Here is a 23,605-nt window from a genome sequence, read left to right as displayed (position 1 = left end):
TCCAGTTAACTCCATCGACTTGGTCGTGGAAAGCCGGGATCAGCGGGCGACCACCCGCACCGACGCCGTGCTGTAGGGGCCCCAGCCCATCCGGTTGGCCGCGCGCACCCGGACCACCCAGCGCCCGCGCGGCAGCGTGAGCGAGATCTTGCGGGTGCCCGCGGACAGCGACTTGGCCGTGGCGGTGCGGGCCACGACGCGTCCCCGCGCCCCGACCCGGTACGCCGAGACGAGGTACCGCGTCACGGGAGCGCCTCCGCTCACGGCGGGAGGACGCCAGGCGGCCACGATGGTGCGGCGGCCGCCGCGCGCGCCGGAGGCCGCGGCCGGGCGGCGCGGTGCACCGGGCCGGGTGGTCGTCGTCGGGTGGCTCGCCGGGGGCGGGGTGGGCGTGCCGACCGACGGGTAGACGTTGCCGGTGCACCCGGAGACCAGGACCCGGTAGCCGCCGAGGCTGCCGTAGTCGTCGTACCCGCCGGCGGACCAGGCCTTGCCGGAGCCGGTGCCGGACACCACGAGGTGGTACGGACCGCCGTTCAGCGGCAGCGAGACCGAGGCGGAGAGCCCGGCCACGCCGGTGCTCCCGCGGTAGGAGTCCGGTGCCGAGGAGGCGAGCAGCGTGCCGGCGGCGTTGCGGACCTGCAGGCCGACGTCCAGGTTCGCGCCGACGTCGGCGGGCTGGGCCTGCACGGTGACCGTGCCCGAGCAGTCGGTGACGGTGAGCCAGTCGGTGTCGGTGGCGCTGCTGATCACGCCGCGACCGCCGCCCAGGGAGGAGAGCGGTACGGCGGTCGCGGCGGTCCCGCCGGCCTCGTCGGGGCGCAGGCCGATGCCGTTGGAACGCATCACCGCGAGGTCGTCCTGGTGGTTGTTGGCCCCGTTGTAGTCGCCGCGCGACCACTGCGAGACCCCCGAGGTGTAGGGCGCGCCCATCAGCGGCCCCCACAGCGACGTACCGCTGTAGTAGGCGTTCGACGAGGTCCCGTCGTGGTCGAGGCCCAGGGTGTGCCCGGTCTCGTGGCTGCCGGCCTCGGCGAGGTTCTTGGCGCGGTTGCCCAGCGAGCTCGGGAACACCCAGGCCGGGCTGCGGGTCTCGCCGCTGGTGATGGAGTCGTAGGTCCCGATCCAGGCGATGCCGCCGCACCCGCCGCCGCACAGCGCGTCCTGCACCTTGCTGCCGGAGGTGAACGCCACCCGGGTCCCGTACGTCGGGTCGTCGGAGGAACCGCGGAACAACCCGCCGTAGGCCGGCTCCTCGGTGGTGACGTCGACGTCGAAGGGGGCGAAGTCCTCCGCCATCCGCTGCCAGGTCTCGATGACCACCGCGCGCTCGGTGTCGCTGAAGGCCGCGGAGCTGTCGAGCGACCAGCCCGGGTAGAGCGTGGTGGTCAGCCCGTTCTTCAACCAGGCGTTGGTCGAGAGCAGCTGGCCGCCGTCGAAGTCGAGGTAGACCGTCCTGGCGGCGCCGCGACGGCTGTGCAGCCGGAAGGCGTCGGCGGGGGCGTAGGCCGCCGCGGCCTCCGCCGTCGCCGGACGGGCGAGCAGGGCCGGGCTGGCCGGCGGGGCCGGCCAGTCGTCGACGGCGAAGGTGGTGCCGTCATCGGCGCTCACGATCGACGGGTCGGTGTCGGGGGCCTGCTCCAGTGCCATGGCGGGCACTGCGAGACCGGCCGCCGAGACGGCCAGGGCCGTCAGAGCAAGGAGACCAGGACGCAGCATGCCCCTTCATTCGGCGCTGCTCCGGCCCGCCTGATGCGGGACCCAGGTCCTGACTTTCGCCGGCGCTCAGGCCGACGGGGTGGCGGCCGCCTGGGCCACCGCGACGCACCACCGGCCGGTGCGCGCGACCAGCTCGGCCGGTGCCATCGCGATCGGCTGCGTCAGCGAGCAGCTGAGCCAGGCGTCGCCGAAGAGCCCGCGGTAGGACGCCGTGCGGGTCGTGGCGCTCGCGCACACCAGCGCCACCGAGGGCGTCCCGAAGGCCGGTGCACCCGCCGTCGCGGTGCAGCCCTTGGCGGGAGCGGCCTTCGCGACCTCCTGCGCCCGGGCGCCGGTCACCGGGGGAGCGAAGACCCATCCCCGGGCCTCGGCACCGTCGGCCCCGGTCCACACGCAGCCGTACTCGTGGGCGACGTCGCCGGCCGGCAGCGGCTTCGCCTGCTCGCCGTTGCCGTACTCGGCCAGCTCGCCCTCGCCGCCGAGCGCCTCGGTGACGCCCTCACCGGGCACCATGGCGCAGAACGGCGCGCGTCGTACGACGGCGCTGGTGGTGTCGAAGTCGGCGAGGTCGGTGCCGCGGTAGGACGCGACCTCGGGGGCCGGCGTACGGTCGCCAGAGACGCCCACACCGATGCCCACGGGCACGAGCGTGAGGAGCGCGGAGAGACCCAGCGCACGCAGGACGGTCGACACGTCGATCCACCCTAGGACATCGCTCCCAGGGCGACGCACCGGAGGCGAGGCCTCCCCGTCCGGCCCAGGTCCGTGGCGTACCGTCAGGTCAGTGATTCGCTTCGAAAAGGTCACCAAACGCTATGCCGGTCCGGGCAAGCCTGCGCTCGAGCAGTGCACCCTGGACATCGACAAGGGGGAGTTCGTCTACCTCGTCGGACAGTCCGGCTCCGGGAAGTCGACCGCCCTGCGGCTGGTCCTCCGTGAGCTGCGTCCGACGACCGGCCGCGTCTACGTCGCCGGCAAGGAGATCAACCGGATGGCCGGCTGGAAGGTGCCGCGGCTGCGCCGCCAGATCGGCACCGTCTTCCAGGACTTCCGCCTGCTCCCCAACAAGACCGTCGCGGAGAACGTCGCCTTCGCCCAGCAGGTGATCGGCAAGTCCCAGCGCGACATCGACAAGGTGGTGCCCGCCACGCTGGAGCTGGTGGGGCTCAAGGACAAGGCCGACCGCATGCCCGACGAGCTCTCCGGCGGCGAGCAGCAGCGGGTCGCCGTCGCCCGCGCCTACGTCAACCGGCCGATGATCCTCATCGCCGACGAGCCCACCGGCAACCTCGACCCGCAGACCTCGGTCGGGATCATGAACCTGCTCAGCGAGATCAACCAGACCGGTACGACGGTCGTCATGGCCACCCACGACCACGGCATCGTCGACCAGTTCACCCGGCGGGTGATCGAGCTCGAGAACGGCCGGGTCGTGCGCGACGAGGCCGGAGGAAGCTACGGCTTCCAGCACGAGGAGGGCTGAGCGGATGCAGCTGCGCTACGTCTTCACCGAGCTCCGCAACGGATTGCGGCGCAACCTGTCCATGCACCTGGCGGTCATCGTCACGCTCTTCGTGTCGCTGACCCTGGCCGGGATCGGGATCCTCGTCCAGCGCGAGGCCTCCATCACCGTCGACGACCTGGGCACCGACCTGCAGATCCGGGTCAACCTGTGCACCCAGGACGACCCCGCGGCCAAGCGGGGCATCGAGAACTGCGCGAGCGGTGAGATCACCGACGCCCAGAAGCAGCGGATCGAGCAGGAGCTGAAGGCCAGCCCCGAGGTGGACTCCTTCGAGTTCCAGTCCAAGGAGGAGGGCTTCAAGCTGGCCTACGAGCAGGCCAAGCGCAAGGGCGAGTCTGCCGCGGCGGCGTACGAGGGCGACAACCCCGTCGTCACGCCCGAGAAGTGGCCGGCCGCCTACTGGGTGACGCTCAAGACGCCGGACAAGGCCGACGGCGTGATCAGCGCGCTGCAGGGCCTCGACGGGGTCTCGACGATCTACGACCAGCGCGAGGCGCTCAAGCAGATCTTCGGGATCATGACCGTGCTGAAGTACGGCTCCTGGGTCGGCTCGGGCTTCCTGCTCTTCGCCGCCCTGCTGCAGGTCGCCAACACGATCCGGCTGGCCGCGCTGGCGCGGCGTCGCGAGATCGGCATCATGCGCCTGGTGGGCGCCTCGACGCTCTACATCGCCCTGCCCTTCCTGCTGGAGGCACTGGTGACGGCGATCGTCGGCGTCGGGCTGGCGGCGGGCGCGCTCGCTGCCTTCCAGCACTGGGGGGTGGAGAACGGCATGGCCGAGAAGGTCACCTTCCTGCCCTGGGTCGACTGGAGCGACTACGGCGAGGCGCTGATCGGCCTCTTCCCGCCCGGCATCGTGATCCTGGGCCCGGCCCTGACGCTGATCCCGACACTCCTGCTGACGAGGAAATACGTCAAAGTCTGATCACTGGCGGTTACCGTCGATCCGTTCTCTTCCCCGAACACTGATTGGTCGTACCGTGCGCTCCTTCCCCAGCGCCCCCTGGCTCCGCCGTACCCTCGACCGGATGCCGGCTTGGGCTCATCCCCAGTGGCTCGTCACCATCACCGCGGCACTGGTGGCCGTGGTGGGGCTCACCGTCCCGCTCGCCCACGCCGACGACGACCGGGACGACCTGAAGCACAAGCAGGACCAGGTCAAGGGCCAGATCTCCTCCGTCAAGGGTGAGATCCACGAGGCGAGCGCCCAGGTCGCGAAGATCTCGGGCCAGCTGGCGAGCGCGCAGAAGCAGCTCACCACGGCGCGGGCCCGCTACACGGCCGTCCGGGGCCAGCTCACCACCGCCCGGGCGGCCGCGGCGGCGCTGGCCACCCAGCTGGCGTCCGCCCAGGCCAAGCTGGTCACCGCACAGGCCGCGCTCGACCAGGCCAAGGCCGCGGTCACCGGCCAGCGGGAGGAGAGCCGGGACACGATCATCACGATGGCGACGGGCGGGAACCCCGACCTGACCCTGCTCTCGGCGTACGCCGACGGGGAGTCGATGGACGACGTGCTGCTCAGCCTGACGGCCAACGGCGTCATCACCGGCCGCCAGCAGCAGGTCCTCGACCAGCTGGTCGTCGTGCAGGAGCAGCTCACGGCCAAGGAGGCCGAGGTGCGCGAGGCGCGCAACGCGGTCGCCACCGCCAAGTCCGCCGCCGACGCGAACGTCGTCAAGGTCGCCGGGCTGGTCAACCAGGCCTCCGCCGCCGCGACCCAGGTCAGCTCGCTGGTCAACCGCACCTCCACCGCCCGGGCCGCCGTGGTCCGTGCCCGCGCCGCCGACCAGGCCGCGCTGCGCCGGCTGCAGGCCCGCGAGGCCTCGATCAAGCGCAAGATCATGGCGCTGTCGCGCAAGCAGGGCGGCAGCTACAACGGCGACACCGGCGGGCTGCTGGCCAAGCCGGGTCCGGGTCCGGTCACCTCGCCGTACGGCTGGCGGATCCACCCGATCTACGGCTACTACGGCCTGCACAACGGCATCGACTTCGGCACCGGCTGCGGCGCCCGCCTGGTCGCGGGGGAGTCCGGCACGGTCGTCGACAAGTACTTCGACGAGGTCTACGGCAACCGCCTCTACCTCGCCATCGGCAAGGTCAACGGCGCCTCGATCGTGCTCGTCTACAACCACATGAGCGGGTACGCCGTCGGGGAGGGCCAGCACGTCAAGCGCGGCCAGGTCGTGGGCTACTCCGGCTCCACGGGCTGGTCCACCGGCTGCCACCTGCACTTCATCGTGATGCGCAACGGCGAAGCGGTGAACCCCGCGTCGTACCTCTGAGCCACCTCCGGACAAACCCGTTGCCGTGCCCTGAGAGAATGGGTGGATGGCCACAGGGAAGTCGGGAGCGAGCGCCAAGGACGCGGAGGCACGCAAGGTCGTCGCGTCCAACAAGAAGGCGCGCCACGACTACCACATCGAGGACACCTTCGAGGCCGGCCTGGTGCTGCAGGGCACCGAGGTGAAGTCGCTGCGGATGGGCCGCGCCAGCCTGGTCGACGGCTTCGTCGACATCGACGGTGGCGAGGCGTGGCTGCACGCCGTGCACATCCCGGAGTACGCCCAGGGCACCTGGACCAACCACGCCGCCCGCCGCAAGCGCAAGCTCCTGCTGCACCGCGACGAGATCGACAAGATCGAGCGCAAGGTCAGCGAGAAGGGGCACACCGTCATCCCGTTGTCGCTCTACTTCGTCAAGGGCCGGGCCAAGATCGAGATCGGCCTCGCCAAGGGCAAGAAGTCCTGGGACAAGCGCCAGGCCATCGCCGAGCGCACCGCCGACCGTGAGAAGGAAGAGGCGATCGGCCGCCGGCTCAAGGGCATGCGTGACTGACGCCGAGGAGGCCCGCTCCTTCTGGCAGGAGCTCGGGCTCCCGGGGTTGATGGACCTCCACGTCCACTTCCTGCCGCCGAACATCCAGCGCGCGGTGTGGGCGGTGTTCGACGAGGCCGGGCCGAAGATCGGCCGCCCCTGGCCGATCCGCTACCGGCACTCGCACGAGGAACGGGTCGCGCTGCTGCGCGACTTCGGGGTCCGGGCCTTCCCGACGCACCCCTATGCGCACAAGCCGGGCGTCGCGTCGTACCTCAACGCGTGGTCGGGGGAGTTCGCCGCGAGCGTGCCGGAGGTGCTGCGCTCGGCGACCTTCTACCCCGAGCCCGAGGCCGCGTCGTACGTCGCCGCGCTGGTCGCCGACGGCGTGCGGATGTTCAAGATCCACCTCCAGGTGGGCGAGTTCGTCGCCGACGACCCGGTCCTCGACCCGGTGTGGGGCGTGCTGGAGGACGCCGGGACGCCGGTGACCGTGCACGCGGGGTCGGGGCCCGTCGGCAACGCCTTCACCGGACCGGACTCGGTGGCCCGTCTGCTGCGGCGCTTCCCGCGGCTGTGCCTGGTGATCGCGCACATGGGGGCGCCGGAGTACGACGACTTCCTCCTCCTGGCCGAGACCTACGAGAACGTCCACCTCGACACCACGATGGTGTTCACCGAGTTCTTCGACCAGGAGGCGGCCTATCCCGCGGCGTTGCTGCCGCGCCTGGTGGACCTGCAGCCGAAGGTGCTGCTCGGCTCGGACTTCCCGACGATCCCGTACCCCTACCACCACCAGCTCACCGGGCTGGCGAGGCTCGACCTCGGCGACGACTGGCTGCGCGACGTGTGCTGGCACAACGCCGTACGGCTGCTGGGAACGCCTTGAAAGCGAGGGATTCCGCGGGGGTGGGCGTCGTGCTGGACTGACGTCCATGCGCGCTCGTCTCCTGGTCCTTGCCGCTGTCCTCCTCTCGGGACTCGGCCTCGTCGCCCCCGCGTCCGCCAGCACCGGCGGCACGCCCGACGGCGAGCTCCACCCCAACGTCGGCCTGATCGCGTTCTACGACGCCACCGGCCGCTTCCGCTGCTCCGCCACCCTGGTCAGCCCGACCGTCGTGCTCACCGCGGCGCACTGCACGTCCGGCACCCTCGGCAAGACCCTGGTCACCTTCGACAGCGTCATCGCCGAGGCGCCGCCCTCGCCGCTCCCGGTCGCCGCCGACCCGGCCGCCGGCTACACCGCCGCCGAGCTCGCCGCCGCGGGCTACCTGTCCGGCACGGCGTACGCGCACCCGCAGTACAGCGACTTCACCGACCTCCGCAACTGGAACGACGTCGGCGTGATCGTCCTCGACGCACCGGTCACCGACATCGCCCCCGCCCCGCTGGCCGGCCTGGGCGCGGCCGACGCGATCAAGCAGCCGCGCAAGACCCTGTTCCGGGCGGTCGGCTACGGCACCGAGGTGCGCCAGCCGGAGTCCGGCCCGCAGAAGCCGGTGCCGATGAGCTATCCGCTGCTGCGCCGGTACGTCGACATGCCCGGCCAGAAGATCACCCCGCAGGTCATCCAGGCCAACGGCAACGAGAAGGACCCCTTCGGCACCGGCGGCACCTGCTTCGGCGACTCCGGCGGCTCGGTCTGGCTCGACGGCAAGGTCGTCGCCGTGACGTCGTACGGCTACACCGACAACTGCCGCTACCTCGGCGGTTACCAGCGCGTCGACATCGCCGTCGTCCGGACCTGGTTGGCGGGCTTCGGCCTCTGAGCCTCCCTCCGCCGCGGGCCCACCGGGACTAACCGGTGGGCCCGTGGTGTTGTCGACCGGTAGACTGAGGTCTTCACAACTCAAGAGGGGCTGATCGGTTTCGACTTGGGACGTTTGTCCCAGGGGAAGCGGGTCGAGAAGCCAGCGTCATCTCGTAAACGATCGCTGGAAACCAATAACTGCCAACGCTAAGCGCAGTTCCTTCGCTCTCGCTGCCTGAGCAGTGATCGAAGCGTCTGACCGGGCATCCGTCTCCGTCCCGGACCCAGGCGTCATCTTGGAGACTCGCTGCGTCACTCTCGCCGGGAGGGTGGCGCGGGACTCAAACCCGGCTGGGCCTGTCGGCGACGTGTCAGTGCGAGCGCCGGGGCCGAGAAAACGTCAGCGCTGACTGCACCCGGAGAAGACCTGGCTCGACGCTCGAGGACCGGGGTTCGATTCCCCGCAGCTCCACTCTCCACGCCGCCGCCCGTGGGCTCGTCCCACGGGCGGCGCGCGTGCTCCGGTCGGTGCTCGGCGCGGATTGCTAGCGTGCGCCGGTGATCACTGCCCTGCCGCGACGCCGCGTCGTCCAGCTGCTCACGGGCCTCGTCCTGGTGGCGCTCGCCGTGACGGCCGCCGTGTGGTGGGTGGGATACCAGCGCTCCGTGCAGGTGACCGCCTCGACCGGCGTACCGCAGTGCCAGGGGACGACGCCCCGCACGCTCGACGGCGAGTCCGACCCGGGTGACGCCGACGTCGGCATCCCGCTGCGGAAGGGCTTCACCTGCCGGGTGCGGATCCGGGTCGTCAACTGGGGCGACCACGACGTCGTGCTGGACCGGGTCACCGTGCCCATCGGAGGCACCGAGGCCGGCGGGGGCTTCCACGTGCTCGACATCGACGGTCAGCCCGTGGCGGACGGCGACATCGACGCGACCGCCGACCTCGACCTTCCGCTGGAGCCGGGGACGACCGTGATCGAGATCGGCCTCGCCTTCCAGCCGTCCGGCTGCGTCGACGTGGGAGGCGGGGAGCAGCCGTACCCGACGATCGAGGTCGCGAGCCTGCTCGCCTCCCACGGGGTCATGGTGGGCGACTTCCCGGTGCTGCTCGGGACGAAGGACTCGACCTGTCCTTCCGAGTGAGGACATCCGCGATGTGAGACGTCGGGCCGGAAGTCTTCCGGTGACTGGCGTGTGCGAGATAACAATTCGTCGATCCGGGGACAGCGGACGTCGACTCATCTCCCTCACATCGGAAGGAAGTTCTCGGGATGAATCGTTCCCTGACCCGTCGTCTCCCGGCCCTGGTGGCCGCGACGGCGATCGCCGCCCTGGGCCTCGGTGCCCCCGCCCAGGCGCAGTACGACGCCGACCACGCGCCGACGGCGCAGCCCTGCCTAGAGCGTGACGGCCACGGTGGCGCCGCCCGCGGGCGGCACGAGGACCACTCGCCAGTGACCGCGGCGAAGCGGGCCGCGATCGCCAAGGAGACGGCTGCACGGCTGAAGAAGAAGGGCCTCTCGTCGAGCCGGGCGCGCGTCACCGCCAGTGTCACGATTCCGGTCTACGTGCACGTGATCCGTGACGCCAACGGCAACGGCAACGTCAGCGACACCACGATCGCCAAGCAGATCGCCGTCCTCAACAACACCTACGCCGGCGGTGAGTCCTCGCAGGCGGCGAACACGGGCTTCACCTTCCAGCTCGCCGGCACCGACCGCTTCAACAACACCACCTGGCACAACGACCCGGGTGAGGAGGAGTCGGGCATCGGCTACCGCCAGCAGACCCGCAAGGGCGGGCGCAACGCGCTGAACATCTGGTTCATCGACATGGACGGCTACGGGATCGCGACCTTCCCCTTCGAGTACGACTCGCGCGACTCCAAGGGCAACCTGATCGGCAGCTACGACGGCATCCGCGTCGACTACGCCACGGTGCCCGGCGGCGCCGAGACCAACTTCAACCTCGGCGAGACCGCGACGCACGAGGCCGGTCACTGGCTCGGCCTCTTCCACACCTTCGAGGGCGGCTGCTCCGGCGGCGACGAGGTCTCCGACACCCCGGCCCAGCGCAGCTCGAGCAGCGGCTGCCCGACCGGCCGCGACTCGTGCAGCGCGCCCGGCCTCGACCCGATCCACAACTACATGGACTACAGCTACGACTCCTGCTACAACCAGTTCACCCCGGGCCAGAGCGCCCGGATGGCGCAGTACTGGCAGGCCTGGCGGGCCTGACGTCCCGTTGGCCTGACGGCGGCCCGGCCGGCACCTGCGTGCTGTCCGGGCCGTCTGCGCGTCCGGACGGCGGGTACCTCCTGAGAACCCCACACCGAGGTGGGCCAGTGAAAGGAACCGTCATGGGCACTCTGTTGTGGATCGCCGCCGTGGTCCTCGTCATCGCCGGGATCGTCACCCTGATCCAGGGGAGCATCCTGCTGGGCATCGTGCTGATCGTCGTCGGGCTCCTGGTCGGACCCGGAGGCGTCTCGATCTTCAACGGGCGCGGCGGCAGGACCGTCTAGCCCGCGGCGGCGAGGCGGTGGGTCAGGCGGACGCCGCCCGGTCCACCGCCTCGTCGACGGGTACGTCGCCGCCGACCAGGTTCCACTGCCGGCCGACCGTGTCGGGCCGGTCCAGCACCGCGGCCAGCACGGCCGCGACGTCCGCCCGGGTGACGTCGCCGCGCGCCACCTCGGGGCCGAGCGCCACCAGGCCGGTGGCGGGGTCGTCGGTGAGCCGGCCGGGCCGGATGATCGTCCAGGCCAGCGGGCTGTCACGGAGCGCGACGTCGGCGTCGCGCTTCGCCTCGACGTACGCCGTCCACACCTCGCCGGCGTCGGCGGCGACCGGCTCGTCGACGTTGATCGCGGAGACCTGCACGAACCGGCGGATCCCGGCCCGGGTGGCGGCGTCGATGGACTTCAGCGCACCACCGAGGTCCACGGTGCGCTTGCGCTCGATGTTGCCGTCGGGACCCCCGCCGGCCGCGAAGACGACGGCCGAGCAGTCGGCGAAGGCCGCCTCGAACTCCTCGACCGAGGCGCTCTCGATGTCGAGCAGGCGCACCTCCGCCCCGAGCTGCTCCAGCGCGGCGCGCTGCTCCTCCTTGCGGACGAGGGCGACGGGGGTGTGCCCCTGGGCGACGACGAGCGGGTGCAGCAGCCGGGCGATCTGGCCGTTGCCTCCGACGATGGCGACGAGCATGACCCCAATCTACGGGCGCACGGTGAGCGTCTGCGCCGACGTCCCCAGCAGGCCGTCCTCGTCGTGCAGCACCGAGCTGGTCACGCCGACCCCGCCCGGCCCGAAGGACACCGTGGTGTCCAGCCCGAGCCAGCCCGCGGCGGGCGGGCGCAGCAGGTGCGCGGTCAGGTCGAGGTTGGGGAAGGAGACCCGCGCCGGGTCGACGCGCACCGCGATGCCGTTGGTGATGTCGAGCAGCCCGGCGACGGCGGCCAGGCGGGTGACCGGCTCGTCGGCGACGAGCGGGTGCGAGGTGCGGACCCAGCAGGTCGAGCGGCCGGGGCCGAAGTCCTTGCGGCGCACCTCCACCGAGGCGATGAAGCCGCCGGGCCACAGCTCGCTCATGTCCCAGGGCTGCACCTCGTCCGGGGCCGGGACCGGGGGCAGGTCGCTGCCGGCGAGAGCCGCGGTCTCGTAGGCCTCGACCAGCCAGGCGCGCAGGATCACCACCGCCCGGCCGCCGTACGACGCCGTGGCCTGCACCAGCTCGATGGTGCGTCCTGGGCGGAGCACCTCGACGGTGACGTCGACCGGCTCGATCGGGACCGTGCCGAGGATGTCGTAGGAGAGGCGGCTGACGACCAGGCCGGCGCCCCGGCGCGCGGCGAGGTCGCGCTCGACCTCGTGGGCGAGCAACCCGAGCGCGGGCGCGATGTGCTGGGTCGCGCGGTCCCACGCGCCGCCGACGTGCTCGGTGGGGGAGAAGGTGTGCGGGGAGGTCCGGTGCCAGTACGCCACGGGTCCCATTGTCGCGGGGACCGGGTGCGCGCCGTACCTCCGAAGGAGGGGCTGCGTTCACCTCGGCCTCCCCGGCGCGCCACCTGCGGCTGGTCGGCTTCCGGGCATGACTCGGAAGACGACCCTCCTCACGCGCTCGCTCGTCGCCGCCACGACCACCGCCGTCGTCGCGCTCGGCGCCGCGACCGTCCCGGCCACCGCCGCGCCGGGCCACGGCGGCCCGCAGGCCGGCCACCACCGCACCAGCACCCCGCTGGTCTTCGCCCACCGCGGCGCCTCTGGCTACCGCCCGGAGCACACCCTGGCGGCGTACAAGCTCGCCATCGCGATGGGCGCCGACTACGTCGAGCCCGACCTCGTCTCCACCAAGGACGGCGTCCTCGTCGCCCGCCACGAGAACGAGATCAGCGGCACCACCGACGTCGCCACGCACCCGGAGTTCGCGGGCCGCAGGACCACCAAGGTCATCGACGGCACCGCGATCACCGGCTGGTTCACCGAGGACTTCACGCTGCGCGAGCTGAAGACCCTGCGCGCGAAGGAGCGGCTGCCGCAGGTGCGGCCGGGCAACACCGTCTACGACGGCAAGCTCGAGATCCCGACCTTCCAGGAGGTCATCGACCTGGTGCGGACCGAGTCGCGCCGCAACCACCGCGCCATCGGGATCGCGCCGGAGACCAAGCACCCCACCTACTTCGACTCGATCGGGCTCTCGCTGGAGGAGCCGCTGGTGCGCACCCTGCGCCGCAACGGCCTCGACCGCCGCAACGCCAAGGTCGTCATCCAGTCCTTCGAGACCACCAACCTGCGCCAGCTCGACCGGCTGACCCGGGTGCCGCTGGCCCAGCTCGTCGACGCCTCGGGTGCGCCCTACGACCTGAAGGCGGCGGGCAGGGCGACGACCTACGCCGACCTGGTGACGAAGGCGGGCCTGGCCGGCATCGCGTCGTACGCCGACTGGGTGGCGCCGGCCAAGAACCTCGTCCTGCCGCGCGACGCCGCCGGTGCCATCGGTACGCCGAGCAGCCTGGTCCGCGACGCGCACCGGGTCGGCCTGAAGGTGGTCACCTGGACGCTGCGGGCGGAGAACCAGTTCCTGCCGGCGAACTTCCGCACCGGCACCGACCCGAACGCGCACGGCGACCTGGTCGGGGAGACCCAGGCCTTCCTGGACGCCGGCGTGGACGCCGTCTTCTCCGACCAGGCCGACATCGCGGTCACCGCGCGCGACGCGTGGCTCGCGCGACGCGCCGCGGCCTGACCCGGATCAACCGGCCGGCAGGGGGCACCATGGCGCCATGCGCCTGGGCCCCCTGCTGGCATCCCTCTCGGTCGTGCTCGCCGGGACCCTGCTCTCCGCCCCGCCCGTCGCGGCCGAGCCGAGCGCGCCGGTGCTCAGCGCCGCGGCGTCCTACGCCGACCGCGCGACCGCGCTGAGCATCACCGCCGCGCCGGAGACGCTGGTGAGCGTCGAGCGCACCCTCGACGGCGCCTGGGTGCCCGCCGGCGCGGTCACCACCGACGCCGAGGGCCACGCCACGCTCGCCGTCGCGGTCAGCCGGCTGCCCGAGCGCAACGCGGTCCGGGCCACCGCGGCGGGCCTGACGACGCCGTACCAGCTCCCGCTGCGCGCCATCGCCACCTGGACCCGGGTGATCGGCCCGGCCACGGTGGTCGACGAGCGGACCATCCCGCTGGCCGTCGTACGACGGACGAGCGAGGGGGTCGGCGTGCCCGGGCCGGTCGTGCTGCAGCGGCTCGTGAGCGGCGCCTGGCGCAGCGTGCAGACCCTGCGCGTGGACACCACCGGCGTCGCCCGCACCCGCACCCAGCCCCGCGACGACAGCCGGTGGCGGGCCGTCAGCCCGGCGCAGGCCTGGGCCGCCTCCTCGGTGAGCCCGCAGGTGGCCATCGACAACCTGCCGCCGGGACGGGCCGTCATGCTGCCGCGCAGCGCACCGGCGCCGCGGCGCACGCTGCCCGCGCAGGCCCGGGCGACCGGCGCCGGCGCGCGGCCGGTGATCACGAAGATCCCCGACGGCGTCTGGCGCAGCATGGTCGGCCGCAGCTGGCACCGGGGCTGCCCGGTCGGGCGGTCCGGGCTGCGCCTGCTGCGCATCAACTACTGGGACTACTCCGGCTACCGCCGCCGCGGCGAGCTGGTCGCCGCGGCCTCGGTCGTGCGGCAGATGTCCGGCGCCTTGAAGGACATGTACGACGCGCGGCTGCCGATCCGCTCGATGTACCGGGTCGACCGCTTCGGCTGGTCCGGGCGGGTCCAGGGCGCCGACGACTACGCCTCGATGGCCGCCGGCAACACCTCGGCGTTCAACTGCCGCTGGGTCGTCGGCCGGCCCGGCGTGCGCAGCCCGCACGCCTACGGCCGCGCGCTCGACGTGAACACCTGGGAGAACCCCTACCGGTCCAGCCAGGGCTGGGTGCCCAACGCCTGGTGGCCCGCGCACTCCGACCCGCGGGTCGCCTGGCGCACCAGCAGCCACCCGGTGGTGCGGATCATGAACCGCCACGGGCTGCGCTGGACCTACCGGGTCTCCGACTCGCAGCACTTCGACGCCGTGCCGCGCGGCGGCCGTCCGATCGTCGTACCGGGCTGCGAGGTCGTGGTCTGCCACTAGCCCCGGTCTAGCCTGAGCCCGTGGCCGACTGCATCTTCTGCACGATCGTCGCCGGTGACGCACCGGCCGACGTGGTCCTCGACGAGCCCGACTTCCTGGCGTTCCTGGACCGGCGCCCGGTGTTCAAGGGGCACGTGCTGCTCGTGCCGCGCACGCACGTGGTGACCCTGCCGGAGCTGCCGGCCGAGCTGCGTGACGGCTTCTTGGGCGCCGCTCAGCGGTTGGCGACCGCGGTCGTGGACGGCCTGGGTGCGCAAGGCAGCTTCGTGGCGATGAACAACGTCGTCAGCCAGTCCGTGCCGCACCTGCACCTGCACGTCGTGCCGCGCACCAAGGGCGACGGGCTGCGCGGCTTCTTCTGGCCCCGGCACAAGTACGCCGAGGGGGAGTCCGCGGAGCATGCCGCCCGGCTCCGCGCGGCGCTGGCGGCATAGGCTGCGCCTGATCGTCACCACCGACTTGAAGAGGTAGAGGCACATGGGTCGTTTCGACGGGCGGGTCGCCGTCATCACCGGAGCAGCGCGCGGGATCGGGTTCGGCACCGCCACCCGCTTCGCCGAGGAGGGTGCGTCGGTCGCGATCGTCGACCTCGACGAGTCCGCCGCCGCGGAGGCCGCCGCCAAGCTGCCCCTCGCCGAGGGCGCGAAGGCCGTCGGCGTGGGCGCCAACGTCTCCGACGGCGCGTCGGTCGACGCAGCCATCGAGCGGGTCGTCGCCGAGCTCGGCGGCATCCACGTGCTGGTCAACAACGCCGGCATCACCCGCGACAACCTCCTGTTCAAGATGACCGAGGAGGACTGGGACCTGGTCATGGGCGTGCATCTCAAGGGCGCCTTCTTGATGACCAAGGCCGCGCAGAAGCACTTCGTGGAGCAGAAGTACGGCAAGGTCGTGAACATCTCCTCGATCTCGGCGCTGGGCAACCGCGGCCAGGCCAACTACTCCGCCGCCAAGATGGGCGTGCAGGGCTTCACCCGCACCCTCGGCATCGAGCTCGGCCCGTTCGGCATCAACGTCAACGCGGTCGCCCCGGGCTTCATCGCCACCGAGATGACCGACGCCACCGCCGCCCGGCTGAAGATGGACGTCGACGAGTTCCGCCGGCTCAACGCCGAGGCCAACCCGGTACGACGGGTGGGCTTCCCCGAGGACATCGCGGCCGCGGTGACCTTCCTCGCCGCCGACGAGTCGTCGTACATCACCGGCCAGACCCTCTACGTCGACGGCGGCATCTCCCTCGGCACCTGACGCGCCAGGAACCTGACAACCCCGCAAGGCAAAGCCTCGGAGCCGTCCCCGCGACACGCGGGGGCGGCTCCGTCGTCGCCGGGGGCGCTGCGCCACACTGGAGCCGTGCGTCTGAACCCCCTCCGCTCCGTCCTGCCCGCCTCGCTCGTCGTGCTGAGCCTCGTCCTCGCCGGCTGTGGCGACGACAAGGCCGACAAGCCGGAGAGCAAGGACTCGCCGAGCCAGTCGAGTGCGCCGGACGTGCCGCAGACCTGGCCGTTGACGGGCATCGAGGCCAAGGCGGGGGAGTCGGTCGCCCAGGACCACCCGGTCATCGTCACCAAGATCGACAACTCCCCGGCCAGCTCGCCGCAGATCGGGCTGAGCAAGGCCGACCTGGTCGTCGAGGAGCTCGTCGAGGGCGGGATCACCCGGCTCGCGGCGTTCTACTACTCCCAGCTGCCCGGCGACATCGGCCCGGTCCGGTCGATGCGGGCCAGCGACATCGGCATCGTCTCGCCGGTCAAGGGCGTGATCACCACCAGCGGCGCCGCGGGCGTCACCATCGGCCGGATCAACGGCGCGAAGATCAAGTTCTTCGCCGAGGGCGGCCCGGGCTTCTACCGCAACAGCAGCCGCCACGCGCCGTACAACCTCTTCACCAACCTCAAGAAGGTCGCCAAGGCGACCGAGGACGGCAAGGACCAGCGCCCGGCCGACTACCTGCCCTGGGGCACGGCGACCGACCTGCCCGCGGGCAAGCCGGCGTCGACGGTCTCCGCCCACTTCGGCAGCCACACCACGAACTGGAAGTTCGCGGGCGGCAAGTACGTCAACAGCAACTCCAACGCCGCCAAGGGCGACCGCTTCCAGCCCGACACCGTGCTGGTGCTGCGGGTCGACGTGGTCGACGCGGGCTACCGCGACCCGGCCGGCAACTTCGTGCCGGAGAGCAAGTTCAAGGGCGGCGGCGTCGCGCAGGTCTTCCACAACGGCCAGGTCGTGACGGGGCAGTGGAAGAAGGCCAAGTCGAACTCCGCGCTCTCCCTGAGCACCGCCGCGGGCGCGCTGAAGATCCCCGCCGGCAAGGTGTGGATCGAGCTGGTGCCGGTCGACGGCGCCGGTGGCTCGGTGGCCTTCGGGAAGTAGGCCCTCAGGCCTCGACGTCGGGGAGAGCGATCTCCCCGGTGTCGGTGAAGGCATTGGGGTTGCCGTGGCCCTGCTCGACCAGGCTCTGCACGCCGGCGAGCAGGAACCCGATCGCGCCCTCGACGCGCAGCGCCGCGGCCTCGGGGTCGTCGGAGGTGGCGACGGACTCCCCGGCCGAGGACATCGCGCCGAAGAAGATCCGCGAGAACGTCTGCAGCATCGGCTCGTCGAGCTCCCACGAGCCGGCGGCGAGGGTGGCGCGGACGATCTCGACGATGTTGGCGTACGTCGAGCGCTCCTCCTGCTCGCGGAAGCGCTCGTAGCCGAGCACGGCCGGCCCGTCCTGGATCACGATCCGGCGGTAGCGCGACTCCTGGACCACCTCGAGGAAGGAGCGCAGGCCCTGCAGCGCCTTGCGCCACGGGTCCTTCTCGTTGCGCAGCGCCTTCTGGATCCGCTTCGACGACTCCTGCTCGACCCGCTCGAAGACGGCCTCGAAGAGGGCCTGCTTGCCGGAGTAGTGGTGGTAGAGCGCGCCCTTGGTGACCCGGGCGCCGGCGACGACGGCGTCGAGCGAGGTGGCGGCGTACCCCTTCTCGGCGAAGAGCTTCTCCGCGACGTCGACCAGGGCCCGCTTGGTGGAGGCGGAGTAGGCGGCACGACGGGACGCGCCGGGGACCCCGGGGACCTTGGGGACCAGCTTGGAGACCGACGCCTTCGCCACCGGCTCAGCATAGGCAGAGCCGGCGCTCGAGCGTGACACCGGTCACCCCCCAAGGTGGGCGGGATCACGGTGCCGTTCCGTTTGGCATACCCCTGGTCTGCGCCATACTCGTAGTACGTACCAGCGGTATGTCAGGTACCCACAGTTCTGCTCCCCGAGAGCCTGACAACCGCCGAGCACCAAGGAGCTGACCATGACCTGGAAGGCCTACCACAACCGGGGCGAGACCCTGCGTGCCGTCATCGCGACCTCATCCGTACGGCGCGACGGCCGGCTGCCCATGGACGTCCCCGGCGTCTCCGCGACCTTCCGCGACGAGCTCGACCTGCTGGCCGCGCTCACCCTGAAGTGGCACACCCGCCTGTCCGGCAACATCGAGCAGATGCTGGCCCACCAGCCCACCGACCTCGACGAGGCCGTCACCGTCGCGTGGAGCAACACCGCCCACGAGCTGCCGGGCGTCCGGATGATCATCGACCACTACCTCGCGCACCCGCTCGACGCGGCGATGGGCGAGGCCATGACGACCGCCGCCGAGAAGGAGCACTACCTGCTCGCCGTGCTCGCCGGCCGCTCCAGCCTGCTCAGCGAGGAGGCCGCGCGTCGCGTCGGCGCCGGCATCGAGGAGCGGGCCCGCCTGCTGCACCGGGGCATCCCGGTGATCACGCCCGACACCGCCTACGAGGAGCCGGTCGTGCGCGGCTCGCTCCTCGAGCGGCTGCGGGCCGTGCTCGCCGCCTGACCGACCTCCCTCCGGGCCCCGGGCCCGACGCGACCTCCCTCCCTCATTCGCGTCGGACCCGGGGCCCATCTTTGGGGTGGGGGATGATGGCGCCATGGCACGTGCAACCGGATCCGGCCCGGGCGAGATCGCGGCCGGTAGCCTGCTGCTGGCCTCGGCCGGGCTGCTCGACCCGAACTTCGCCGACACCGTCGTGCTGCTGCTCGACGTCAACGACGAGGGCGCGCTCGGCGTCGTGCTGAACCGGCCCTCCGCGCTGCCCGTCTCGGAGGTGCTGGGGGAGTGGGGCGACGTCGTCGACGAGCCCGAGGTGCTCTTCCAGGGCGGCCCGGTCGCGACCGACGGCGCGCTGGCGGTGGCGCTCGCCTCGCCCGGCGGCGAGGACGGTGCCGGCTTCCGGCCGGTCTGGGGCCGGCTCGGCCTGCTCGACCTGGACACCCCGCGCGAGCTCGTCGAGGGCACCGTCGACCGGCTGCGGATCTTCGCCGGCTACGCCGGCTGGGGGGTCGGGCAGCTGGAGGCGGAGGTCGCCGAGGGGAGCTGGTACGTCGTACCGGGGGAGGTCGACGACGTCTTCGGCGACGAGGCGCCCGAGCTGCGCCGTCAGGTGCTGCGCCGCCAGCCCGGCGACCTGGCGCTGCACGCCACCCGGCCGATGGATCCGGAGCTCAACTGATTTGAGACATCGGTGTCTCGTGTGAGACAGTGAAGTCTCATTCAAGGAGGCTCCATGTCCACCCGGGACACCGTGCTCGCTGCCGCGCAGCGCCTGCTCACCACCGACCCCACCGCGTCCATGGCCCAGATCGCCGCCGCCGCGGGCGTGGGCCGGGCCACCGTGCACCGTCATTTCGCCACCCGCGAGGAACTGCTGCACGAGATCGGCCGTCGCTCGCTCGACACCTGGGCCGCCAGCCTGGCCTCGGTCGCCGACGCGACCGGGTCGGGTGACCCCGCCCGGATCCGCGCGGCCATCGAGGACCTGCTCGGCCAGTTCGTCGCCGACGCCGAGGAGGCCGGCATCGCGCTGACCGACCCGACGGTGCTCAACGAGCCGAGCCTGCGGGCGCGCGCGGACGTGCTCTTCGCCGAGGAGGTGGCGCTCTACGCCGCCGCCCAGGACGCGGGCGTGCTGCGCTCCGACGTACCGGCGCGGTGGCTGGGGCACGCGGTCTACGGGCTGCTCGTCTCGGTGCGCGACGCGCTGGTGGCCGGCGACGTCGCCCGCCGCGACGCCGCGGACCTGGTCCGCTCGACGTTCTTCGAGGGAGGTGCCGCGCGATGACCGCCCTGCTCCCGGAGCAGACCGCGACCGACCGCCGCCGCTGGGCCGGCCTCGCGGTGCTCGCGGCCAGCCTGCTCGTCGTGGTCATGGACATGACCGTGCTCAACGTCGCGCTGCCCGACCTCACCGAGGACCTGCACGCCGGCGCCCTCGCCCAGCTGTGGATCGTCGACGTCTACGCCCTGGTCCTCGCGGGCCTGCTCGTCCCCGTCGCCGCCCTGGCCGACCGCTGGGGCCGGCGCCGGATGCTGCTCACCGGCTTCACCATCTTCGCCCTCGCCTCGCTCGCGGCGCTGGTCGCCCGCTCGGCGGGCGAGGTGATCGCGATCCGCGCCCTGCTCGGCATCGGGGGCGCGATGATCATGCCGGCCACCCTGTCGCTGATCCGCGCACTCTTCCCCGACGCCCGCGAGCGTGCCTTCGCGCTCGGCCTGTGGGCCGCGACGGCCGCGGTCGGCGGCGCCGTCGGACCGATCGTGGGTGGCGCGCTGCTCAGCGCGTTCAGCTGGCACGCGGCCTTCCTCGTCAACGTCCCGCTGATGGTCGTCGCCTTCCTGGCCGGCCGCGCGCTGCTGCCCGAGAGCCGCTCGGAGCGGCCCGGCCGGGTCGACGCTGCGGGCGTGCTGCTCTCGGTGACCGGCATGGTCGCCGCGGTCTACGCCGTCAAGCACGTCGGCAAGGAGGGTCTCGACCTGCCCACGCTCGCCGTGCTGGTCGCCGGCGTCGCGCTGCTGGCCACCTTCGTCCAGCGCTGCCGGCGCCAGGACGACCCGATGCTCGCGGTCGGCCTCTTCGCGAACCCGGTGTTCCGGGCCGGCGTGCTGACCGCCCTGGTCAGCAGCATGGTGATGATCGCGCTGCTCTTCGTCGGCTCGCAGTGGCTGCAGCTGGTCCAGGGCTGGAGCCCGCTCGTCGCGGGCGTCGCGCTGCTCCCGATGGCCCTCGGCGGCCTGGTCGGCCCGCCGCTCGCGCCGGCCGTCGCCGCCCGGGTGGGCGCGCGCACCGTGATCGTCGCCGGGCTGGTCGTGCTGGCCCTCGGCCTGCTCACGCTGTGGCTGCTGCCCCGCCCGCTGCCGTACGCCGGCGTCGCCCTCGCGCTGCTGCTCGTCGGCTTCGGCACGGCCGCCCTCGGCCTGGCGTCCGCGCTGATCATGGGCGCCGCGCCCGCGCACCAGGCCGGCTCGGCCGCCGCGGTCGAGGAGATGTCCTACGAGGTCGGCGGCGTGCTCGGCGTCGCGGTGCTCGGCAGCCTCGCCGGCGTGGTCTACCGCGGCGGGCTGCCGGCGGGTGCCGGCGCGGAGGCCGTGGAGTCGGTCTCCGGCGCGCTCGGTACGCCGGTCGAGGCCGCCGCCCTCGCGTCGTACGCCGACGCCTTCGCGGCCGTCGGGCTCGCCGGGGCGCTGATCACGCTGGTCGTCGCGGTGATCGTGTGGCGCGGCCTGCCGGGGGACGTGGATGTCTCCGGCGGCCACTAGACTGCACCCGTGACCACGATCGGCTTCTCGACAGACACGGACGTCCGCGAGGACCGCCGTACCGTCCCGACCGACGAGGGCGACCACGAGCGGTTCTCGCACTTCGTGGACAAGGACAAGCTCACCGAGGCGATGGTCATGGGCACGCCCGTGGTGGCGCTGTGCGGCAAGGTCTGGGTGCCGAGCCGCGCTCCGGAGAAGTTCCCGGTCTGCCCGGACTGCAAGGAAGTCTGGGAGTCGATGTCCGACGACAACGACGGGGCCGGTCCCGACGCATGACCTCGCTCGGTCCGGCGTGGCCGGAGCGGGCAGCCTGGGGCACGGCGCCGTCGCTGCGTGCCTGGCAGAGCGCCGCGCTCCAGGACTACCTTGCCCGCAACCCTCGCGACTTCCTCGCCGTGGCGACCCCCGGCGCCGGCAAGACGACCTTCGCGCTGACGGTCGCCGCCGAGCTGATCGGCCGCCGGGTCGTGGACCGGCTGGTCATCGTCGCGCCCACCGAGCACCTCAAGCTGCAGTGGGCCGAGGCGGCGGCGCGGGCCGGGATCCCGGTCGACCCGACGTACTCCGCGGGGGCCGGCAAGATCTCCAGCGACTACGTCGGCGTCGCGGTGACCTACGCCGGTGTGGGCGTCAACCCGCTGGCCATGCGGATCCGCACCGAGCGCTTCCGCACCCTGGTCATCCTCGACGAGGTGCACCACGCCGGTGACTCGCTGAGCTGGGGCGAGGGCGTGCGCGAGGCGTTCGAGCCCGCCGCCCGCCGGCTGGCGCTGACCGGCACGCCGTTCCGCTCCGACGTCAACCCGATCCCGTTCGTCACCTACGCGCCCGGCGAGGACGGCGTGCCGACCTCGGTGGCCGACTACACCTACGGCTACGCCGAGGCGCTCGCCGACCACGTCGTGCGGCCTGTGCTCTTCCTCGCCTACTCGGGCCAGATGAGCTGGCGCACCCGGGCCGGCGACGAGGTGGCCGCCTCGCTCGGCGAGCCGCTGACCAAGGACATGACCTCCCAGGCGCTGCGCACCGCGCTCGACCCGCAGGGCTCCTGGATCCCCTCGGTGCTGCAGGCCGCCGACAAGCGCCTCTCCGAGGTGCGCCGCCACGTCCCGGACGCGGGCGGCCTGGTGATCGCGACCGACCAGGACTCCGCGCGGGCCTACGCCAAGACGCTCAAGCAGATCACCGGCGAGTCCGCGACCGTCGTGCTGTCGGACGAGAAGGCCGCCTCGAAGAAGATCTCCGCCTTCAGCGCCGACGACAGCCGTTGGATGGTCGCGGTCCGGATGGTGTCCGAGGGGGTCGACGTCCCGCGGCTGGCGGTCGGGGTGTGGGCGACCACCACCTCGACCCCGCTGTTCTTCGCCCAGGCCGTGGGCCGCTTCGTGCGGGCCCGGACCCGCGGCGAGATCGCCTCGGTCTTCCTGCCCTCGGTGCCCGGCCTGCTGACCTACGCCGCCGAGCTGGAGGTCCAGCGCGACCACGTGCTCGGCCGCAAGGTCACCGACGAGGGCGACATCTTCGCGGCCGAGCAGGACCTGATGAACCAGGCCAACGCCGGGGAGGCGGCCTCCGACGAGCTGGACGCGCTGCCCTTCGAGGCGCTCGGCTCCGAGGCCCGCTTCGACCACGCGCTCTACGACGGCGCGCAGTTCGGCCACGAGGGCGAGGTGCACGTGGGCTCGGAGGAGGAGATGGACTTCCTCGGCATCCCCGGCCTGCTGGAGCCCGACCAGATGCGCTCGCTGCTGCGCCAGCGGCAGGAGGACCGCCGTCGTACCAAGCCCCGGGCGGAGGTCGAGGAGCGCCCCGCCGACAGCCTCGCCGACGTCACCACCCACGAGCACCTCGCCGTGCTGCGCCGTGAGCTCAACGGCCTGGTCGCGTCGTGGAACCACCGCACCGGCCAGGCGCACGGGATCACCCATGCGGCGCTGCGCAAGGAGTGCGGGGGACCGGCCGCCGCGGTCGCGAACGCCGAGCAGCTGCGCAAGCGGATCGACCGGATCCGCGAGTGGTCGGTGCGGAAGTCGTCCTAGCCCGCGAAGGGGCGCACGCCCGGGCCCGGCCGGGTCGCGACCTCGCGCGGGTCGGTGACCCGGTGCCCGCCGGCACAGTGCACCTCGACGTGCACCTCCTCCTCGCAGCCGTCGCGGTGCACGAAGGTGGTCGGCGGACCGCCCGGGTCGGCGAGGTGGCGGTCGCCCCAGGCGGCGATCGCCAGCAGGACGGGCTGCAGCTCGAGGCCCTTGGCGGTGAGCCGGTACTCGTGGCGGGTCCGGGCGCCGTCGTCGCGGTAGGGCACCTTGGCGAGGATGTCGTGCTCCACGAGCGTGGCGAGCCGTGAGGAGAGCACCTGGCGCGGGATGCCGGCGTGGCGGCGGATGTCGTCGAAGCGTCGTACGCCGAGGAAGACCTCGCGCAGCACGATCACGGTCCAGCGCTCGCCGAGGATCGCCATGGTGCGGCCGAGGGTGCAGTTCTCGACGGACCAGGCGAGGGCCGGCGGCGTGGACATGGGACCAGCATAGGCGATCTAGGTCTCATTGACAGACCCAGCCTGGCGCTGG

General features: G+C 72.3%; 26 protein-coding genes and 1 other RNA gene. 21 read left to right on the top strand and 6 right to left on the bottom strand.

The features are described 5' to 3' along the window. Positions 1-39 precede the first annotated feature (39 nt). Together MRBLML1_RS08720 and MRBLML1_RS08715 are read right to left on the bottom strand one after the other, a co-directional pair. A complete protein-coding gene (locus tag MRBLML1_RS08720) occupies positions 40-1,650 on the bottom strand; it encodes a hypothetical protein (protein ID WP_364514351.1) in 1,611 nt (536 codons plus the stop codon). A gap of 135 nt (positions 1,651-1,785) precedes the next feature. Continuing rightward, complete coding sequence (locus tag MRBLML1_RS08715; RefSeq protein WP_364514349.1) at positions 1,786-2,412, bottom strand: hypothetical protein; 627 nt, start codon at positions 2,410-2,412, stop codon at positions 1,786-1,788. A 91-nt stretch (positions 2,413-2,503) separates the two neighbouring features. On the opposite strand from MRBLML1_RS08715, the gene ftsE reads away from it, so the two are divergent. From ftsE to MRBLML1_RS08665, 10 genes are all read left to right on the top strand, one after another. Next, on the top strand, positions 2,504-3,202 hold the full coding sequence (gene ftsE, locus MRBLML1_RS08710) for a cell division ATP-binding protein FtsE (protein WP_364514346.1): 699 nt from the start codon (positions 2,504-2,506) through the stop codon (positions 3,200-3,202). Between the two features lie 4 nt (positions 3,203-3,206). Further along, positions 3,207-4,169, top strand: coding sequence for a permease-like cell division protein FtsX (ftsX, locus tag MRBLML1_RS08705; protein ID WP_364514343.1), 963 nt, complete (start codon positions 3,207-3,209; stop codon positions 4,167-4,169). A 103-nt stretch (positions 4,170-4,272) separates the two neighbouring features. Then, positions 4,273-5,526 (top strand): peptidoglycan DD-metalloendopeptidase family protein, encoded by a 1,254-nt coding sequence (locus MRBLML1_RS08700; protein ID WP_364514340.1) that lies wholly within the window; start codon positions 4,273-4,275, stop codon positions 5,524-5,526. Positions 5,527-5,572: 46 nt separating this feature from the next. Then, positions 5,573-6,079, top strand: a complete 507-nt coding sequence (gene smpB / locus MRBLML1_RS08695) for an SsrA-binding protein SmpB (RefSeq protein ID WP_364514338.1) — start codon at positions 5,573-5,575, stop codon at positions 6,077-6,079. Continuing rightward, on the top strand, positions 6,072-6,947 hold the full coding sequence (locus MRBLML1_RS08690) for an amidohydrolase family protein (protein WP_364514335.1): 876 nt from the start codon (positions 6,072-6,074) through the stop codon (positions 6,945-6,947). Before smpB ends, MRBLML1_RS08690 begins: the two co-directional genes overlap by 8 nt. Before the next feature lie 46 nt (positions 6,948-6,993). Next, positions 6,994-7,827 carry a trypsin-like serine protease gene (locus MRBLML1_RS08685; RefSeq protein WP_364514333.1) on the top strand — a complete coding sequence of 278 codons (834 nt, stop codon included), beginning with the start codon at positions 6,994-6,996 and terminating at the stop codon, positions 7,825-7,827. A gap of 86 nt (positions 7,828-7,913) precedes the next feature. Then, positions 7,914-8,283, top strand: a transfer-messenger RNA (tmRNA) gene (gene ssrA / locus MRBLML1_RS08680). 83 nt (positions 8,284-8,366) lie between these two features. Further along, on the top strand, positions 8,367-8,954 hold the full coding sequence (locus tag MRBLML1_RS08675; protein WP_364514330.1) for a hypothetical protein: 588 nt from the start codon (positions 8,367-8,369) through the stop codon (positions 8,952-8,954). Between the two features lie 128 nt (positions 8,955-9,082). After that, a complete protein-coding gene (locus tag MRBLML1_RS08670; protein WP_364514328.1) occupies positions 9,083-10,048 on the top strand; it encodes a zinc metalloprotease in 966 nt (321 codons plus the stop codon). A gap of 122 nt (positions 10,049-10,170) precedes the next feature. Beyond that, a complete protein-coding gene (locus tag MRBLML1_RS08665) occupies positions 10,171-10,335 on the top strand; it encodes a GPGG-motif small membrane protein (RefSeq protein WP_278256688.1) in 165 nt (54 codons plus the stop codon). 22 nt (positions 10,336-10,357) lie between these two features. On the opposite strand, the gene MRBLML1_RS08660 is transcribed toward MRBLML1_RS08665, so the two are convergent. Beyond that, positions 10,358-11,017 (bottom strand): SDR family oxidoreductase, encoded by a 660-nt coding sequence (locus MRBLML1_RS08660; RefSeq protein ID WP_364514324.1) that lies wholly within the window; start codon positions 11,015-11,017, stop codon positions 10,358-10,360. Between the two features lie 9 nt (positions 11,018-11,026). Beyond that, a complete protein-coding gene (locus MRBLML1_RS08655; RefSeq protein ID WP_364514321.1) occupies positions 11,027-11,803 on the bottom strand; it encodes a thioesterase family protein in 777 nt (258 codons plus the stop codon). 97 nt (positions 11,804-11,900) lie between these two features. Here MRBLML1_RS08655 and MRBLML1_RS08650 point away from each other — a divergent pair, with 97 nt between their 5' ends. The 5 genes from MRBLML1_RS08650 (at position 11,901) to MRBLML1_RS08630 (ending at position 16,806) form a co-directional block, all read left to right on the top strand. Further along, positions 11,901-13,055 (top strand): glycerophosphodiester phosphodiesterase, encoded by a 1,155-nt coding sequence (locus MRBLML1_RS08650; RefSeq protein WP_364514318.1) that lies wholly within the window; start codon positions 11,901-11,903, stop codon positions 13,053-13,055. A 37-nt stretch (positions 13,056-13,092) separates the two neighbouring features. Next, a complete protein-coding gene (locus MRBLML1_RS08645; RefSeq protein WP_364514315.1) occupies positions 13,093-14,430 on the top strand; it encodes a M15 family metallopeptidase in 1,338 nt (445 codons plus the stop codon). 20 nt (positions 14,431-14,450) lie between these two features. Beyond that, positions 14,451-14,864, top strand: coding sequence for an HIT family protein (locus tag MRBLML1_RS08640; protein ID WP_364514313.1), 414 nt, complete (start codon positions 14,451-14,453; stop codon positions 14,862-14,864). 43 nt (positions 14,865-14,907) lie between these two features. After that, the gene (locus tag MRBLML1_RS08635; protein WP_364514310.1) at positions 14,908-15,678 is read left to right on the top strand and encodes an SDR family NAD(P)-dependent oxidoreductase; all 771 of its coding nucleotides are present in this window, start codon (positions 14,908-14,910) and stop codon (positions 15,676-15,678) included. A 105-nt stretch (positions 15,679-15,783) separates the two neighbouring features. Then, a complete protein-coding gene (locus tag MRBLML1_RS08630) occupies positions 15,784-16,806 on the top strand; it encodes a DUF3048 domain-containing protein (RefSeq protein WP_364514307.1) in 1,023 nt (340 codons plus the stop codon). A gap of 4 nt (positions 16,807-16,810) precedes the next feature. Here the strand turns inward: MRBLML1_RS08630 and MRBLML1_RS08625 are convergent, their stop codons facing one another. Beyond that, complete coding sequence (locus tag MRBLML1_RS08625) at positions 16,811-17,530, bottom strand: TetR/AcrR family transcriptional regulator (RefSeq protein WP_364514304.1); 720 nt, start codon at positions 17,528-17,530, stop codon at positions 16,811-16,813. 193 nt (positions 17,531-17,723) lie between these two features. On the opposite strand from MRBLML1_RS08625, the gene MRBLML1_RS08620 reads away from it, so the two are divergent. The 6 genes from MRBLML1_RS08620 to MRBLML1_RS08595 all read left to right on the top strand — a co-directional run bounded on the left by MRBLML1_RS08620 (position 17,724) and on the right by MRBLML1_RS08595 (position 23,074). Beyond that, entirely contained in the window at positions 17,724-18,272 is a 549-nt protein-coding gene (locus MRBLML1_RS08620; RefSeq protein WP_364514301.1) for a hypothetical protein, read from the top strand. Positions 18,273-18,366: 94 nt separating this feature from the next. Further along, on the top strand, positions 18,367-18,948 hold the full coding sequence (locus tag MRBLML1_RS08615) for a YqgE/AlgH family protein (protein ID WP_364514298.1): 582 nt from the start codon (positions 18,367-18,369) through the stop codon (positions 18,946-18,948). A 54-nt stretch (positions 18,949-19,002) separates the two neighbouring features. Continuing rightward, on the top strand, positions 19,003-19,557 hold the full coding sequence (locus MRBLML1_RS08610; protein ID WP_364514295.1) for a TetR/AcrR family transcriptional regulator: 555 nt from the start codon (positions 19,003-19,005) through the stop codon (positions 19,555-19,557). Continuing rightward, a complete protein-coding gene (locus MRBLML1_RS08605; RefSeq protein WP_364514293.1) occupies positions 19,554-21,032 on the top strand; it encodes an MFS transporter in 1,479 nt (492 codons plus the stop codon). The genes MRBLML1_RS08610 and MRBLML1_RS08605 overlap by 4 nt, the downstream gene beginning before the upstream one ends. Positions 21,033-21,050: 18 nt before the next feature. Further along, positions 21,051-21,311 carry a DUF3039 domain-containing protein gene (locus MRBLML1_RS08600; protein ID WP_364515625.1) on the top strand — a complete coding sequence of 87 codons (261 nt, stop codon included), beginning with the start codon at positions 21,051-21,053 and terminating at the stop codon, positions 21,309-21,311. Further along, complete coding sequence (locus tag MRBLML1_RS08595; RefSeq protein ID WP_364514290.1) at positions 21,308-23,074, top strand: DEAD/DEAH box helicase; 1,767 nt, start codon at positions 21,308-21,310, stop codon at positions 23,072-23,074. Before MRBLML1_RS08600 ends, MRBLML1_RS08595 begins: the two co-directional genes overlap by 4 nt. Here the strand turns inward: MRBLML1_RS08595 and MRBLML1_RS08590 are convergent. After that, positions 23,071-23,553 carry a winged helix-turn-helix transcriptional regulator gene (locus tag MRBLML1_RS08590; protein ID WP_364514287.1) on the bottom strand — a complete coding sequence of 161 codons (483 nt, stop codon included), beginning with the start codon at positions 23,551-23,553 and terminating at the stop codon, positions 23,071-23,073. The genes MRBLML1_RS08595 and MRBLML1_RS08590 overlap by 4 nt on opposite strands. Positions 23,554-23,605 lie beyond the last annotated feature (52 nt).

This window comes from Nocardioides sp. LML1-1-1.1, assembly GCF_040676175.1.
Classification (GTDB): Bacteria; Actinomycetota; Actinomycetes; order Propionibacteriales; family Nocardioidaceae; genus Nocardioides.
The sequence above is the reverse complement of the archived record's forward strand: the minus strand, read 5'-3'. Positions and strand labels throughout refer to the sequence as shown.

Excerpts from the sequence above, each read along its gene's own strand:
- MRBLML1_RS08720 (WP_364514351.1), bottom strand. The coding sequence starts at position 1,650 with ATGGCACTGGAGCAGGCCCCCGACACCGACCCGTCGATCGTGAGCGCC.
- ftsX (WP_364514343.1), top strand. The coding sequence starts at position 3,207 with ATGCAGCTGCGCTACGTCTTCACCGAGCTCCGCAACGGATTGCGGCGC.
- MRBLML1_RS08700 (WP_364514340.1), top strand. The coding sequence starts at position 4,273 with ATGCCGGCTTGGGCTCATCCCCAGTGGCTCGTCACCATCACCGCGGCA.
- smpB (WP_364514338.1), top strand. The coding sequence starts at position 5,573 with ATGGCCACAGGGAAGTCGGGAGCGAGCGCCAAGGACGCGGAGGCACGC.
- MRBLML1_RS08685 (WP_364514333.1), top strand. The coding sequence starts at position 6,994 with ATGCGCGCTCGTCTCCTGGTCCTTGCCGCTGTCCTCCTCTCGGGACTC.
- MRBLML1_RS08670 (WP_364514328.1), top strand. The coding sequence starts at position 9,083 with ATGAATCGTTCCCTGACCCGTCGTCTCCCGGCCCTGGTGGCCGCGACG.
- MRBLML1_RS08665 (WP_278256688.1), top strand. The coding sequence starts at position 10,171 with ATGGGCACTCTGTTGTGGATCGCCGCCGTGGTCCTCGTCATCGCCGGG.
- MRBLML1_RS08660 (WP_364514324.1), bottom strand. The coding sequence starts at position 11,017 with ATGCTCGTCGCCATCGTCGGAGGCAACGGCCAGATCGCCCGGCTGCTG.
- MRBLML1_RS08655 (WP_364514321.1), bottom strand. The coding sequence starts at position 11,803 with ATGGGACCCGTGGCGTACTGGCACCGGACCTCCCCGCACACCTTCTCC.
- MRBLML1_RS08650 (WP_364514318.1), top strand. The coding sequence starts at position 11,901 with ATGACTCGGAAGACGACCCTCCTCACGCGCTCGCTCGTCGCCGCCACG.
- MRBLML1_RS08645 (WP_364514315.1), top strand. The coding sequence starts at position 13,093 with ATGCGCCTGGGCCCCCTGCTGGCATCCCTCTCGGTCGTGCTCGCCGGG.
- MRBLML1_RS08635 (WP_364514310.1), top strand. The coding sequence starts at position 14,908 with ATGGGTCGTTTCGACGGGCGGGTCGCCGTCATCACCGGAGCAGCGCGC.
- MRBLML1_RS08620 (WP_364514301.1), top strand. The coding sequence starts at position 17,724 with ATGACCTGGAAGGCCTACCACAACCGGGGCGAGACCCTGCGTGCCGTC.
- MRBLML1_RS08615 (WP_364514298.1), top strand. The coding sequence starts at position 18,367 with ATGGCACGTGCAACCGGATCCGGCCCGGGCGAGATCGCGGCCGGTAGC.
- MRBLML1_RS08610 (WP_364514295.1), top strand. The coding sequence starts at position 19,003 with ATGTCCACCCGGGACACCGTGCTCGCTGCCGCGCAGCGCCTGCTCACC.
- MRBLML1_RS08605 (WP_364514293.1), top strand. The coding sequence starts at position 19,554 with ATGACCGCCCTGCTCCCGGAGCAGACCGCGACCGACCGCCGCCGCTGG.
- MRBLML1_RS08595 (WP_364514290.1), top strand. The coding sequence starts at position 21,308 with ATGACCTCGCTCGGTCCGGCGTGGCCGGAGCGGGCAGCCTGGGGCACG.
- MRBLML1_RS08590 (WP_364514287.1), bottom strand. The coding sequence starts at position 23,553 with ATGTCCACGCCGCCGGCCCTCGCCTGGTCCGTCGAGAACTGCACCCTC.